This is a genomic window from Novimethylophilus kurashikiensis, from assembly GCF_003112435.1.
In the GTDB taxonomy this organism is placed as follows: Bacteria; Pseudomonadota; Gammaproteobacteria; order Burkholderiales; family Methylophilaceae; genus Novimethylophilus; species Novimethylophilus kurashikiensis.
Genome location: NZ_BDOQ01000018.1, coordinates 88850 through 102654 on the forward strand (window position 1 = coordinate 88850; position 13805 = coordinate 102654).

Consider the following 13805-nt stretch of genomic DNA (forward strand, 5'->3'; position numbering starts at 1 on the left):
ACATGAGCAATTTGCGTAATTTCGGAAAAGTAGCGGTGTTGTTCGGCGGTAAATCAGCCGAGCGTGAGGTATCGCTCAAGAGCGGTAATGCCGTACTGGCGGCGCTGAAGCGCGGCGGCGTGGATGCGCACCCCTTCGATCCGGCGGAACGTCCGTTGCACGACCTGGAAGGCTACGACCGCGTATTCATCGCGCTGCATGGCCGCGGCGGCGAGGACGGCACGGTGCAGGGGTATCTGGAACTGCTGGGCATTCCCTATACCGGCAGCGGTGTGACGGCTTCGGCATTGGGCATGGACAAATGGCGGACCAAGTTGGTTTGGCAGGCCACCGGCGTTACTACCCCGGCATTCGAATTGATCGATGCCGACAGCGACTTCGCCGCGGTGGAAGCGCGTCTCGGGCTGCCGCTGTTCGTGAAGCCCGCCAACGAAGGCTCCAGTATCGGCATTAGCAAGGTCAAGGCGTCGGGTGGCCTGAAGGCCGCTTATGAAGAAGCCGCCAAGTACGACAGTTTGGTGATCGCGGAGAAATTTGTGGGTGGCGGCGAGTACACCGTCGGCATTCTGGGCGACCAGGTCTTGCCCGCGATTCGCATCGTGCCGGGCAACGAGTTCTACGACTACGAAGCCAAGTATTTGCGCGACGACACGCAGTACCTGTGCCCATGCGGTTTGCCCAAGGATGTGGAAGACCGCATTCGCGCCGAAGCGCTGCAAGCGTTCCGTGTACTGGGCGGCCAAGGCTGGGGACGCATCGACTTCTTGATGGACGAGGACGGCAAGCATTACTTCCTCGAGGCGAATACCTCGCCCGGCATGACCGACCACAGCCTCGTGCCGATGGGTGCTCGCGCCGCGGGAATTGAATTCGACGAATTGGTGTTGCGCATCCTGGAGCTGGCGCATGTGGGATAAACCCGCAGCCCTGCTGTGGATCGCCAACCTGCTGTATTCGCTGGCAGCGGTGATGCTGCTTTACGGCATGTTGTTCGTGGTTGTGCACCTGCCGATCTTTCCGTTGCGGGAAGTCAAGGTGAACGGCGAATTGCAACACGTCACGCGCGAGCAGTTGCGGTTGATCGTTGGCCGGCATTTGCAGGGCAACTTTTTTACGCTGGATCTGGTGAAGGCGCGCAACGCCTTCGAGAAGCTGCCCTGGGTGCGCAACGTGAGCGTGCGGCGGCGTTGGCCGGATCGGCTGGAAGTGCAGATCGAGGAGCATCAGGAGCTGGCGCGCTGGGGCAACATCGCCCTGGTGAACACTTATGGCGAGTTGTTTCATGCCGCATCGGACAAGGATCTGCCGGTGTTTTACGGGCCGGGCGACGAGGTGCGGGAAGTGGCCGAGCACTACCAGAGCTACGGCGAGTTATTGAAACCCACGGGACTCAGGGTGACGCAAGTGGCGTTGACCCCGCGTCGCGCCTGGGAGATAGGGACGGATAAAGGCATGGTGCTCGAACTGGGACGGGAACATGTAGAAGAGCGTCTGAAACGCTTCGCTGCGGTCTATGCGCGCACGCTGGAAAACCTGGCGGCGCCGGTACGTTATGTCGATCTGCGGTACCCCAATGGGTTCGCGGTGCGCAAGCCTGAAATGCAGGTGACAGGCACCAGGAAGGTGTCCTGATATGGAGAGGTACATGAAGGGTAGAGAGCACAAAAATCTAATCGTCGGTCTGGATATCGGGACCTCCAAGATCGTCGCTATCGTGGGCGAGATGCAAGAGGAGGGCGATATCAAGATCATCGGCCTGGGACAACATCCGTCGCGCGGCCTGAAACGGGGCGTGGTGGTCAATATCGACTCCACGGTCGCCGCCATCCAGCGGGCGCTGGAAGAGGCCGAACTCATGGCGGACTGCAAGATCGCATCGGTCTACACCGGCATTGCCGGCAGCCATATCAAGAGCATCAACTCGCATGGCGTGGTGAAGATTAAGGACGGCGAGGTCATGCAGATGGACGTCGACCGCGTGATCGAAATGGCGCAAGCGGTGAGCCTGCCCAACGACCAGCAGATCCTGCACATCCTGACCCAGGAATTCATCATCGATGGCCAGGAAGACGTGCGCGAGCCGCTCGGCATGAGCGGCATGAAGCTGGAAGTGAAGGTACATATCGTCACCGGTGCCGTGGCGGCTGCACAGAACATCGTCAAGTGCGTGAAGCGCTGCGGGCTGGAGGTCAACGACCTCGTGCTGCAACCGCTGGCATCGAGCATGGCGGTGCTTACGGAAGACGAAAAAGAGCTGGGCGTGTGCCTTGTTGATATTGGCGGCGGCACTACGGATATCGCGGTGTTCAAGCAGGGCGCCATTCGCCATACCGGTGTGATTCCTATCGCCGGCGACCAGATCACCAATGATATTGCGGTGGCGTTCCGTACGCCGACGCAATACGCCGAGGAAATCAAGATCGCCCACGGTTGTGCGCTACAGCAACTCGCCGATCCGCGCGAAATCGTGGAAGTGCCGGGTGTGGACGGCCGCGAGCCGCGTCAACTCTCCCATCAGACGCTGGTGGAGGTTATCGAGGCACGCGTGGAAGAGATCTACACCATGGTGCAGGCCGAGCTGCGCCGTAGCGGTTTCGAGGAAATGATCGCCTCCGGCGTCGTCATTACCGGCGGTTCCGCGATCATGCGCGGAATGGTCGAGTTGGGTGAGGAAATCCTGCATATGCCAGTGCGGCTGGGCTTGCCGGGCAAGGTGGGCGGGTTGACCGAAGTGGTCAGCAATCCGCGTTTTTCCACGGGTGTGGGCTTGGTGTTGATGGGCAAGCAGCAGTTGGAACGCCATCTGCAGGTGCAGCTGGAGACGAATTCGTTCGAACGTGTGTGGGATCGCATGAAACAGTGGTTCCAGGGGAATTTCTGATTTTAGAAGTGTTGTGGCAGAGAGGGCTCTGCTGCAATAAGCAAGGTAGTTTTTAGGCAATCTTTAACGGGCAGACAGAAAGAGGAGGAAAAGAGAGATGTCGTTTGATTTCGAAATCGTGGACCGGCCGGCTGACAAAGCTGTGATCAAGGTCATGGGCGTGGGCGGTTGCGGCGGCAATGCAGTCGAACACATGATCGACATGGGCGTATCCGGCGTGGAGTTCATCAGCGCCAATACCGATATGGGTGCGCTGAAGCGCAGCCGTTCCGAAGTGCAATTGCAACTGGGCGCGAGCTTGACCCGCGGCCTGGGCGCAGGCGGCAAACCTGACGTGGGCCGCGAAGCCGCACTGGAAGACCGTGACCGCATCGCCGAAACCATCGAAGGCGCCGATATGCTGTTTATCGCCGCCGGCATGGGCGGCGGTACCGGTACAGGTGCTGCACCGGTGGTGGCCGAAGTGGCAAAGGAAATGGGAATCCTGACCGTGGCGGTCGTGACCAAGCCTTTCTCCTTCGAGAATAATCGAAAAATGTTGGCCGACGACGGTATTTCCATGCTGTCCAAGAGCGTCGATTCGCTGTTGATCGTGCCGAACGAGCGCTTGATGCAGGTGCTGGGCGGCCGCGTCACGCTGAAAGACGCTTACCGCGCTGCCAACGGCGTGCTGCACAACGCTGTTTCCGGCATCGCCGAAATCATCAACGGTTACGGCATGGTGAACGTGGACTTTGCCGACGTGCGTACCGTGATGGGCGAAAACGGTATGGCCATGATGGGCTCGGCTTCCGCCAGCGGCGAAAACCGTGCACGCATCGCAGCCGAACAAGCCGTCAATAGCCCGTTCCTCGAGAACGTCAACCTCAAGGGCGCTCGCGGCGTTCTCGTGAATATCTCGGCAAGCGAAGACAGCTTCATGATGGACGAGTTCTACGAAGTAATGAACACCATCAAGGAGTTCACCGCAGAAGATGCTTCCGTCTACTTCGGTAACGTGTTCGACAACTCGCTGGGCGACGATCTGCGCATCACGCTGGTGGCGACCGGTTTGAGCAGCGCTGCTTCGCAGAAGGTACGCCCGACGCTGGCCGTCAACAATGGTATGGCGAACGCCGTGGCACGTACCGGTACGCACGACGAGCCGATCATTTTCGGCGGTGCGGTAACCAGCGAAGTGACGCCGGCCGTCATGGTGAGCAATCGCCGTGCACAAGCCGACATGATGCGCGGTTCCGGCATCGAAGAGATGGATATTCCGGCATTCCTGCGCAAGCAAGCCGATTAAAGCTTGGGTCTGGAGTACCGATAGGAGAACAAAATCAAGGTGAAACCGCACGCTCCTGTTGGCCTCCTCGATTCTGGGGAGCTTGCGATTTATGCTATGATTCAGGAGATTAACTAAAAGGTCAGTTTGCGTGCTCAGGCAGCGTAGTCTTAAAAACATCATCCGCGCCACCGGCGTCGGCTTGCATACCGGGGACAAGGTTTACCTCACCTTGCGTCCTGCCGCACCCGACACCGGGATCGTGTTCCGTCGGGTCGACCTGCCCAGCCCGGTGGAAATCAAGGCTACGCCGCACCATGTGAACGATACCCGCCTGTCCACCACGCTCGACCTCAACGGCGTGCGCGTGGGCACCGTGGAACACCTGATGTCCGCATTTGCGGGCCTGGGGGTCGACAATGCCTATGTCGATATCTCGGCCTCAGAACTGCCCATCATGGACGGCAGCGCGGGACCTTTCGTTTTTCTCCTGCAGTCTGCCGGCATCGTCGAGCAGAATGCGCTGAAGAAATTCATCCGCATCAAGAAAACCATCGAAGTTCAGGACGGCGACAAGTGGGTGCGTTTCGAGCCCTACCACGGGTTCAAAATGCGCTTCACCATCGATTTTGCCCACCCCGTGTTCGAGCACGGCCAGCAGGCCGTGAGCATCGACTTCGCCGAGAACTCCTACGTCAAGGAAATCAGCCGCGCTCGTACTTTCGGCTTCATGCGTGAAGTCGAAGCCTTGCGAGCCATGGGACTGGCGCGGGGCGGCAGCCTGGACAACGCGGTGGTACTGGACGAATACCGCATCCTCAATTCAGACGGCCTGCGTTACGAGGACGAGTTCGTTCGCCACAAGGCGCTCGACGCCATCGGCGACCTCTACATGCTGGGCCATCCCTTGCTGGCTTCCTTTACCGCATATAAATCTGGCCACGCCCTCAATAATCGTCTGTTGCGGACGTTATTGGCTGATAGCACCGCCTGGGAATATGCCACCTTCGACCGTCCTGAAGAGGCGCCTCGTGGGTTTGTCCAGCTTCTGGCACAAACCGCTTAATTTCTCAGTATCGGAGCGGCCATGCTGCTGATGCGCCTGTTGTTGGGCCTGGGGCTTGTTTCCATCATCGTCGGCCTCGGCGTTTATTTCATTACAGGCGATCGCCGCTGGTTGCTTTTCGCATGGCAATTGTTCAAGTTCGGCCTAGTGCTGGGCTTGGTGGTCGCCGCAGTCTTTATGGCAGGGCGGTTCATCCTGCTCTGAATTTTGGTAAGTTTGCGTTTGGCAGGTAATTCTGTGTCGATGTTCAAGTCATTCGCCGTTGGTCTTGTCTCCGTCTTCACCGCCGGAGTGTTGGGACTCGTCAGCTTGCAAGCGCAGGCAACCCCAGAGCAGGATCTCTTCAATGCCGCCCGCGCCGCTTACAAGGTGCGTGACGACAAGGCGCTGGCGCAATACGAAGAGCGCCTCCAAGCGCAAAGCTACATACTTGCTCCCTACCTCGACTACTGGCTGATGCTGTTGCATCTGGACAAAGCCAACCCCGACGATGTACAGGCATTTCTCGGCAAGTACGGCGATTACCCTTTTGCCGACCGCGTACGTACCGAGTGGCTGAAAAACCAGGGAAAGCAGCAAGCGTGGAAACAGTTTTTCGACGAACTCCCCAACCTGAAGAAAGACGATCCGTCGGTGAGTTGCTATGCGGCCTACGGACGCTATGTGCAAGGCGAAACCGGCGCGCTGGAGGTCGCTAAGCCGCTGTGGATGGTGAGCTTCGACCAGCCCAGCAATTGCGACAAGCTTTATGCTGCCATGAAGGACAATGGCGCATTGACCGATGCCGATGTCTGGGCGCGCATGCGCCTCGCTTTCCAGGCCAACCGCATGACGGTCGCCAAGTCGGCCTCGCGTTATCTTTCCGAATCGCCGAGTGCCGCCATGCTGAAGCTCTACGACAAGGTCTACGAGAACCCGCAGCGTGCGCTGGAAAAAAATACCATCCCCTTGAGTTCCAAGCTGGGCCGCGAATTGGCCTTATTTGCGATGGAGCGCGTGGCACGTACCAAGCCCTCGCTTGCGGTGGATTACTGGAACAAGATTCACGGCAATTACAACCGCGAGATGCAAGCCTATGCTTGGGGACGCCTCGCGCTGCACGCAGCGCGGTTGCATGACCCCAGCGCACTCGATCTCTATGCCAAGGCCGACGACGTAAAGCTCGATGCCGAGCAATTGGCCTGGAAGGCGCGGGCCAATCTGCGCGTCAAGAATTGGGATGGCGTGCTTGCGACCATCGCCGATATGGCGCAGCCTCAGCAGGACGAATCCGGGTGGCGCTATTGGAAGGGCCGAGCACTCAAGGAAAAAAACAATGTCGTCAGCGCCAATGCCTTGTTCATTCCGTTGTCGCGCGAGCATAGTTTCTACGGCATCCTGGCAGAGGAAGAGCTGGGCGACGTGATGAGCGCGCCGCCGCCGTCCTATCGTGCAACGGATGCGGAAATTGCCGCGATCCAACAGCAGCCGGGTGTTCGTCGTGCATTGGAGTTGCTGCAACTCGACATGCGTTGGGAAGCCAAGACCGAGTGGCAGATGGCTGTGCGGGATTTCGACGACAAGCAACTGCTCGCTGCCGCCGACTTGGCGTTTCGGCAAGAGTGGTACGACGTCGCCATCAATACGGCCGAGAAGACTGCGCTCACCCATGACCTGGCCTTGCGTTACCCCACGCCCTACCGCGACATGATGGACGGCTACGTGCGCGACAACCAGTTGGATGAAGCCTGGGTCTACGGCTTGATCCGTCAGGAGAGCCGATTCGTTAATTTCGCCCGTTCCGGCGTGGGCGCGTCAGGCTTGATGCAGGTGATGCCAGCGACGGCCAAGTGGATTGCCAAGCGCATCGGGCTGGTGGACTATCACCCCGGCCTGATTGCCCGCGCGGATACCAATATCCAGCTCGGCACCTACTATCTGCGTCATGTGCTGGATCAGATGAACGGGCAGGTGCTGATGGCCACGGCGGCCTATAACGCAGGCCCTGGCAGACCCAAGCGCTGGGCCGATACCAAGCCGATGGAAGGCGCAATCTATGCCGAGACCATCCCATTTATCGAAACCCGCGACTATGTGCTGAAAGTCATGAGCAATGCCCATTTCTACGCCCATCGCCTGGGGCAGAAACTGCTGTCTTTCAAGCAGCGCATCGGTACTGTCGGGCCGGTAGGTAATCCGTCAGACCCGCCGAACAGCGAAGATCTCGCCTCCGAGTAAACCTCGCTACAACTCGCTGGCAACCCTTTTGCGATGCGCTAAACTAGCAGGCGACATCGCAAAAACGGGAATGCCATGCAGATCAGTAACGTTTGCGTCCTAGGCGGCGCGGGTTTCATCGGTTGCCACATCGTCCATCAGCTGGATGCCGCGGGTTTTCGCGTCAAGGTACTGACGCGACGCCGCGAATCCGCCAAGCATCTCATCCTTCTTCCCAACGTCCAGGTGATCGAGTGCGACGTCAGGGACGATGCCGCGCTGCTTAAGCATCTGGCCGGGGCCGAGGCCGTCATCAATCTCCTCGGGATACTTCACCAAAGCGGCAAAGCCAGCTTTTCCGCCATTCACGCCGAGTTTCCGCGTCGAGTAGTCGCCGCCTGTTGCGAGCTTGGCATCGAGCGACTGCTGCATGTGAGTGCCTTGAATGCGGATGTGAACGGCCCCAGCGTCTACTTGCGCTCGAAAGGGGAGGGGGAAGTCGCCGTCAAGCAATCCAACCTGCGCTGGACCATCTTCCGGCCTTCGGTAGTGTTCGGCCGGGGCGACAGTTTCCTCACCATGTTCGCCCAACTGGCACGGTGGATGCCGTTCTTGTTCCTGGCCAAGCCCCAGGCCCGGTTCCAGCCGATCTGGGTGGAAGATCTTGCGCAGGCGGTCGCCGCGAGCGTTAACGAGCCGCAAACTATCGCGCAAAGCTACGACTTGTGCGGTCCTAGAATCTATACCTTGCAGGCGCTGGTGGAGTACGCCGGGCAATGCGGTGGCCGTAAACCCAAGGTCATCGGGCTGGGCGATCGCCTGTCCTATTGGCAGGCGCGATTCATGGAACTGCTCCCGGTCAAATTGTTGACGCGGGATAATTTACAGTCGATGTCGGTCGATAGTGTGTGCGACTGCGAATTTCCGGCCGTCTTTGGCATCAAGCCTTCGCCGCTCGAAGCTGTCGCGCCACAGTACCTGGGATGCAATAGCCCGCGTAACGGCTATATGCAATTCCGCTCCAATGCCGGACGGTAGCATGCGCGTAAAGGTGGTCCATTGACATGCAAACCTACTGTGTAGGCGGCGCGGTTCGGGACGAACTGCTGGGGTTGCCGGTCAAGGATAGAGACTTCGTCGTGGTCGGTGCGACCCCCGAGCAAATGGTGGCCCAGGGATTCCGTCCTGTCGGCAAGGATTTTCCCGTCTTTCTGCATCCTGATACCCACGAGGAGTACGCCCTGGCCCGCACCGAACGCAAGACGGCGCGCGGCTACAAGGGGTTCCAGGTGTATGCCGACCCGGATGTCACGCTGGAGCAGGATCTGGCACGGCGCGACCTCACCATCAATGCCATCGCTCGCGACGACGAAGGTAACCTCATTGACCCATACGGCGGCGCGGCCGATCTGAAAGCCGGTGTGCTGCGGCATGTCAGCCATGCTTTTGTGGAGGACCCGGTGCGCATCTTGCGGGCAGCTCGTTTCGGCGCGCGTTTCCCGCGATTCCAGGTGGCACCCGAAACCCTGGCTTTGATGCGCGATATGGTGGACAACGGTGAGGTCGATGCCTTGGTGCCTGAGCGTATCTGGCAGGAAATCGCCAAGGGGCTGATGGAAGCCGCGCCTTCCCACATGTTCATTGCCTTGCGCGAATGTGGCGCACTGGCGAAGATTTTGCCGGAAATCGACCGTCTTTTCGGCGTACCACAACCGCCGCAGCACCATCCCGAGATCGATGTGGGGGTTCACGTGATGATGGTGGTGGATTATGCCGCCAGCCAGAACTACAGCCTCGCGGTACGTTTTGCCGCCTTGACCCATGACTTGGGCAAGGGCACGACGGCCAAAGACGTATTGCCGCGGCACATCGGCCATGAGGAGCGTAGCGTCCATCTGGTGCGCGACCTGTGCAAGCGCATCAAGGTGCCCAACGACTGCCGCGACTTGGCGCTCATCGTTGCCAAACTGCACGGAAAAGTCCATCGCTGCCACGAAATGCGGCCAGAAACGCTGCTCCAGTTGTTGCAGGACACCGATGCTTTCCGCCAGACGGAGCGCTTCGCAGCCTTTCTGCAGGCTTGCGAAAGCGATTCGCGCGGCAGGTTGGGATTCGAGGATAAGCCCTTTCCCCAAGCCGCATATCTGCAAGGCACGCTGCAAGCGGCGTTGTCGGTCAATGCCGGCGAAGTCGCCAGGCAGCAGAGCACGCCTGAGAAAATCCGCGAAGCTGTGCAGGCGGCCCGGCTTACTGCCGTGAAGGAATACGTGGCTTCGGCGCGGATCGAAATCTAAATCGGCGCAGCTTGCGCTCGCCAAAATTTCCGTTTATATTCGAGCCACTATGTTTTTCAACCGCTACATTACGTTGTCCCTCCCGCACTACGGCCTACTTCTGGCCGGTCTGCTGCTGCGCGTTGCGCGCTAAATACTTTTCCCCCACACAATCTGAAGTTTTGGTTCGCGCGGTGCTTTGAGGCCCATGCGCGAGAAGCATTTATCAGGCAAAATGCCGCAAAAAATTTGGAGTATTGCAATGCAAAGCAACAGCCCAGACCGTTTGATTATTTTCGATACCACCTTGCGCGATGGCGAGCAAAGCCCAGGTGCATCGATGACCAAGGAAGAGAAGATCCGCATCGCCCGCCAGTTGGAAAAGCTCGGCGTGGACGTGATCGAAGCCGGTTTCGCCGCCGCCAGCCCGGGCGATGCCGATGCCATCAATGCGATCGCCAAGGTCATCCAGAATTCCACGGTTTGCTCACTGGCCCGTGCCAACGAGCGTGACGTGCGTGCTGCCGGTGAAGCCATCAAGCCTGCCAAATCCGGCCGGATTCATACCTTTATCGCGACTTCGCCCATCCATATGGAGAAGAAGCTCCGCATGACGCCCGACCAGGTGGTAGAGAATGCGGTCAAGGCCGTCAAGATCGCGCTGGAATATACCGACGACGTGGAATTCTCCGCCGAGGATGCCGTGCGCTCCGAAATGGATTTCCTCGTGCGTATTTTCGACGCGGTGATCCAGGCCGGTGCCAAGACCATCAACGTCCCCGACACAGTGGGTTATAGCATCCCTGCCTTGTGGGGCGAGCGCATCAAGGAAGTCATCGCGCGTACGCCGAACAGTGACAAGGTGGTCTGGTCCACACATTGCCACAACGATCTCGGCATGGCGGTCGCCAATTCGCTCGCTGCTGTAATGAACGGCGCTCGCCAGGTGGAATGTACGATCAACGGCTTGGGTGAACGCGCCGGTAATGCCTCGCTTGAGGAAATCGTCATGGCGGTGAAGACGCGCCGCGACGTGTTCAAGTGCGACTCGCGCATCGACACCACGCAAATCGTGCCGACTTCAAAGCTCGTCTCGAGTATCACCGGCTACCCGGTGCAGCCCAACAAGGCTATCGTCGGTGCCAATGCGTTCTCTCACGAATCCGGCATTCACCAGGACGGCGTGCTTAAGCACCGCGAAACCTACGAGATCATGCGTGCCGAAGACGTGGGTTGGGGCGCAAATAAACTCACGCTCGGCAAGCTCTCCGGTCGCAATGCCTTCCGCACCCGCTTGCAAGAACTCGGCATCGTGTTGGAAAGCGAAGATGCGCTCAACGCTGCGTTCGCCAAGTTCAAGGAACTCGCCGACAAGAAGCGCGACATTTTCGACGAGGATTTGCAGGCCTTGGTCAGCGACGAAATCGTCAGCGAAGCGCCCGAGCACTATAAGCTCGTGTATCTGAACGTCTGCTCGCAAACCGGCGAAACGCCGCACGCCACCGTTGCGATTATGGAAGGCGGCAAGGAGCGACGCGCCGAAGCCGAAGGCGGCGGCCCGGTGGATGCCTCGTTCAAGGCCATCGAGAAAATGGCCGAAAGCGGCGCCGAATTGCTGCTCTATTCGGTCAACAACATCACGACTGGCACCGATGCGCAAGGCGAAGTCACTGTGCGTCTGTCCAAGGGCGGCCGAATCGTTAACGGCCAGGGCGCGGATACGGATATCGTCATCGCCTCTGCCAAGGCCTATATCAATGCCCTGAACAAGGTGCATTCCAACCTTGAACGGGCCCATCCGCAGGTCTAGAAGTAATCCCTGCAACGGACGGGCCGCAATTGCGGCCCGTTTTGTTTTGAAAGTACGACATGCAAGCACAACAAAAGCAACGCTGGCTCGTTTTGGTCTCCTTGGTGACGCTCTACTTCGTGTGGGGCGGCACTTTTCTCGGCATGCGCTTTGCGCTCGAGAGCTTTCCGCCGTTCATGATGGCCGGCCTGCGCTTTTTTATCGCGGGCGGCCTGTTGTACCTCATTCTCTGGAAACGCGGCGAGCCGCACCCAACGCTCAAGCAATGGGGCGCTTCTGTTGTTGTCGGTACGCTGCTGTTGGCTGTGGGCAATGCCGGGGTGGCTTATGCCGAGCAGTGGGTGGATACTGGCCCGGCTGCGTTGACGATTGCTACCGTCCCGCTGTGGGCGTTGGTGTTTTCGGCGTTCTGGGGCGATTCGCCGCATGCGCGGGAGTGGCTGGGCATCGGCTTGGGCATCGCAGGAGTTGCCATCCTCAACATGGGCAGCAGCATGCGGGCGAGTGCCTTGGGGGCATCCGTCTTGCTGATCGCCGCAGCAGGGTGGGCCTTCGGTTCTGTATGGAGCAAGCGCTTGCCCGTGCCGCAAGGCGCTATGGCAAGCGCCGCACAAATGCTGGCAGCGAGCGCGGTGCTCATGATGGTCAGTATGCTCTCGGGTGAGCACCTCAAAGGCGTTCCCACGGCCAAGGCACTTTGGTCGTTGGCGTATTTGGCGATATTCGGTTCGTTGATCGCCTATAGCGCCTATCTCTACCTGCTAAAAACCGTGCGTCCGGCACTGGCGACCAGCTATGCCTTCGTCAATCCGCTGGTGGCGATCTTACTGGGGACCTGGTTGGCCGGCGAGCATGTCGGATTACACGAATGGTCTGCGCTGGTGGCCATTCTCGCGGGTGTGATGGTGGTGCTGACGGCAAAAAGAGGATAAATTTGCAGGGTTAAGGAAGGAAAGAACGATGGGTTTATTAGACGAATTAAAGCTGCAAGCCGAACAGGCCAAGCAGCAGCGCGAAGACGCAAGCAACGCCGCCGAAAACGACTCCCAGCTGATCAACGGAAAACTGTACAAGATTTTCCATTATTTTCGCGAACTCGCGGAACAGCTCGAGGTGATCCACCCGCCTACCGACCTTGCGTTTCCGGTGCATGGCGTGGGCGATATGGCCAATTTGCGGCTCAAGAATTTCTCCGCCGATTACCGTCGACGTATCGACGGCTATACCTTTACCGATCTCATCGATTACGTTTCGTTGACCTTCAGCTACAGCAGCCCGCAGAAGTTCGTGGTGGACCGTCAGGAAAGCTGGCAGGCCGAGCGTCTGCGCGAATACCTGGGACGCCACAGCATTTTGTTCGAGCTGGAAGAGCGCAAGAATCCGCGGGGCCTGCTAGAGAATGCGCAATTCACCATTCCGTGGGAAGTGCGCACCTATATTCGCGTCAAGGGCGACGAAGCGCGTCGCCAGATTATTTTTGCCATGCGCAACGTGGAGCGACTGGGCGAGCAGGAATTCATCTTTAGCGCCGAGCGTGTAGACGATGCGCTACTGGATGAATTCGTGCGATTCATGCTTGGACAGCCCAATCGCCTGCGAAGCCTGCAATATTAAGCCTGATCCTGACTACTTGTTGTTGAGGTAAAGCTTGTCGTTGAAGGTCGAAAGCCAGTTCGGCCGATAGACCACCATCAACGTTGTGGCCATGCCGGTCAGCATGGCTTCCGACCAGCCCATCAGGATGAAATAAGCCAGATAATTGCTCTGCAAGTAACTCGCCTTGTAGGCACCTGTTTCAACGAGTACCAGGGTCGATACCAGTCCGCTCAGCGCAATTGCCAGCCAGGCAGCCACGAAGGCGTCCAGGAAGATGTAGATGAACACGTGCTTGGGCAGCTTGTGATGGGCCTGGCTATAGATGACATAACTCAGCACGACCGGCACCGCAGCCATCACCAGGAAGTTGATCCCCAGGCTAATCCAACCTGCAGAACCGTAAATGGTCACGCCCATCAGAACCACCGCCATTGCAATGAGTGCTAGCGCGGGACCGAACATGAGTGTCAGCGCCGTCGCCCCCAGCAGATGCAAGTCCAGCCCAGGCTTGATCCCTGCCTTGATACTCCACATCAGCAGCAACCCGGTACAGCATGCCAGCCAAAGATGCTGGATGTCGCCGTTCCTGAGCCTTGCCCAAGGTGCTTTCAGGATGCTTACCCCTAGCAGCAGCGCCGCGACAATGTCGGCAGGCCACAGCAGGCCTTGGGGGAGAAGAAAGTCTGGAAAGTTCATGCTTGAACCTGCATTTGCCA

13 protein-coding genes are annotated in these 13805 nt (G+C 58.7%); 12 read left to right on the plus strand and 1 reads right to left on the minus strand.

What is annotated here, in order from left to right; genetic code table 11:
• Positions 1-2: 2 nt before the first annotated feature.
• From NMK_RS14725 to NMK_RS14780, 12 genes are all read left to right on the plus strand, one after another.
• On the plus strand, positions 3-917 hold the full coding sequence (locus NMK_RS14725) for a D-alanine--D-alanine ligase (protein ID WP_109016520.1): 915 nt from the start codon (positions 3-5) through the stop codon (positions 915-917).
• Positions 907-1632 (plus strand): cell division protein FtsQ/DivIB, encoded by a 726-nt coding sequence (locus NMK_RS14730; RefSeq protein ID WP_109016521.1) that lies wholly within the window; start codon positions 907-909, stop codon positions 1630-1632. Before NMK_RS14725 ends, NMK_RS14730 begins: the two co-directional genes overlap by 11 nt.
• Positions 1633-1645: 13 nt before the next feature.
• Positions 1646-2881: a cell division protein FtsA gene (gene ftsA / locus NMK_RS14735; protein WP_109016522.1), complete on the plus strand. Its 1236-nt coding sequence runs from the start codon at positions 1646-1648 to the stop codon at positions 2879-2881.
• A 97-nt stretch (positions 2882-2978) separates the two neighbouring features.
• On the plus strand, positions 2979-4169 hold the full coding sequence (gene ftsZ, locus NMK_RS14740; protein ID WP_109016523.1) for a cell division protein FtsZ: 1191 nt from the start codon (positions 2979-2981) through the stop codon (positions 4167-4169).
• A gap of 130 nt (positions 4170-4299) precedes the next feature.
• Positions 4300-5214 carry a UDP-3-O-acyl-N-acetylglucosamine deacetylase gene (gene lpxC / locus NMK_RS14745; RefSeq protein WP_109016524.1) on the plus strand — a complete coding sequence of 305 codons (915 nt, stop codon included), beginning with the start codon at positions 4300-4302 and terminating at the stop codon, positions 5212-5214.
• Between the two features lie 21 nt (positions 5215-5235).
• The gene (locus NMK_RS14750; protein ID WP_109016525.1) at positions 5236-5418 is read left to right on the plus strand and encodes a hypothetical protein; all 183 of its coding nucleotides are present in this window, start codon (positions 5236-5238) and stop codon (positions 5416-5418) included.
• A gap of 39 nt (positions 5419-5457) precedes the next feature.
• Positions 5458-7431, plus strand: a complete 1974-nt coding sequence (locus tag NMK_RS14755; RefSeq protein ID WP_109016526.1) for a lytic transglycosylase domain-containing protein — start codon at positions 5458-5460, stop codon at positions 7429-7431.
• Positions 7432-7506: 75 nt separating this feature from the next.
• Positions 7507-8448: a complex I NDUFA9 subunit family protein gene (locus tag NMK_RS14760; RefSeq protein WP_109016527.1), complete on the plus strand. Its 942-nt coding sequence runs from the start codon at positions 7507-7509 to the stop codon at positions 8446-8448.
• 26 nt (positions 8449-8474) lie between these two features.
• Positions 8475-9704, plus strand: a complete 1230-nt coding sequence (locus tag NMK_RS14765) for a multifunctional CCA addition/repair protein (protein ID WP_109016528.1) — start codon at positions 8475-8477, stop codon at positions 9702-9704.
• A 241-nt stretch (positions 9705-9945) separates the two neighbouring features.
• Positions 9946-11493 carry a 2-isopropylmalate synthase gene (locus NMK_RS14770; protein ID WP_109016610.1) on the plus strand — a complete coding sequence of 516 codons (1548 nt, stop codon included), beginning with the start codon at positions 9946-9948 and terminating at the stop codon, positions 11491-11493.
• 59 nt (positions 11494-11552) lie between these two features.
• Positions 11553-12425 (plus strand): drug/metabolite exporter YedA, encoded by an 873-nt coding sequence (gene yedA, locus NMK_RS14775; protein ID WP_109016529.1) that lies wholly within the window; start codon positions 11553-11555, stop codon positions 12423-12425.
• A 28-nt stretch (positions 12426-12453) separates the two neighbouring features.
• The gene (locus NMK_RS14780; RefSeq protein ID WP_109016530.1) at positions 12454-13107 is read left to right on the plus strand and encodes a hypothetical protein; all 654 of its coding nucleotides are present in this window, start codon (positions 12454-12456) and stop codon (positions 13105-13107) included.
• A 12-nt stretch (positions 13108-13119) separates the two neighbouring features.
• Here the strand turns inward: NMK_RS14780 and NMK_RS14785 are convergent, their stop codons facing one another.
• A complete protein-coding gene (locus NMK_RS14785; RefSeq protein ID WP_109016531.1) occupies positions 13120-13785 on the minus strand; it encodes an energy-coupling factor ABC transporter permease in 666 nt (221 codons plus the stop codon).
• Positions 13786-13805: the final 20 nt, after the last annotated feature.

Coding starts and splice junctions, on each gene's coding strand:
- NMK_RS14725 (WP_109016520.1), top strand. CDS start 3: ATGAGCAATTTGCGTAATTTCGGAAAAGTAGCGGTGTTGTTCGGCGGT.
- NMK_RS14730 (WP_109016521.1), top strand. CDS start 907: ATGTGGGATAAACCCGCAGCCCTGCTGTGGATCGCCAACCTGCTGTAT.
- ftsA (WP_109016522.1), top strand. CDS start 1,646: ATGAAGGGTAGAGAGCACAAAAATCTAATCGTCGGTCTGGATATCGGG.
- ftsZ (WP_109016523.1), top strand. CDS start 2,979: ATGTCGTTTGATTTCGAAATCGTGGACCGGCCGGCTGACAAAGCTGTG.
- NMK_RS14750 (WP_109016525.1), top strand. CDS start 5,236: ATGCTGCTGATGCGCCTGTTGTTGGGCCTGGGGCTTGTTTCCATCATC.
- NMK_RS14755 (WP_109016526.1), top strand. CDS start 5,458: ATGTTCAAGTCATTCGCCGTTGGTCTTGTCTCCGTCTTCACCGCCGGA.
- NMK_RS14760 (WP_109016527.1), top strand. CDS start 7,507: ATGCAGATCAGTAACGTTTGCGTCCTAGGCGGCGCGGGTTTCATCGGT.
- NMK_RS14765 (WP_109016528.1), top strand. CDS start 8,475: ATGCAAACCTACTGTGTAGGCGGCGCGGTTCGGGACGAACTGCTGGGG.
- NMK_RS14770 (WP_109016610.1), top strand. CDS start 9,946: ATGCAAAGCAACAGCCCAGACCGTTTGATTATTTTCGATACCACCTTG.
- yedA (WP_109016529.1), top strand. CDS start 11,553: ATGCAAGCACAACAAAAGCAACGCTGGCTCGTTTTGGTCTCCTTGGTG.
- NMK_RS14780 (WP_109016530.1), top strand. CDS start 12,454: ATGGGTTTATTAGACGAATTAAAGCTGCAAGCCGAACAGGCCAAGCAG.
- NMK_RS14785 (WP_109016531.1), bottom strand. CDS start 13,785: ATGAACTTTCCAGACTTTCTTCTCCCCCAAGGCCTGCTGTGGCCTGCC.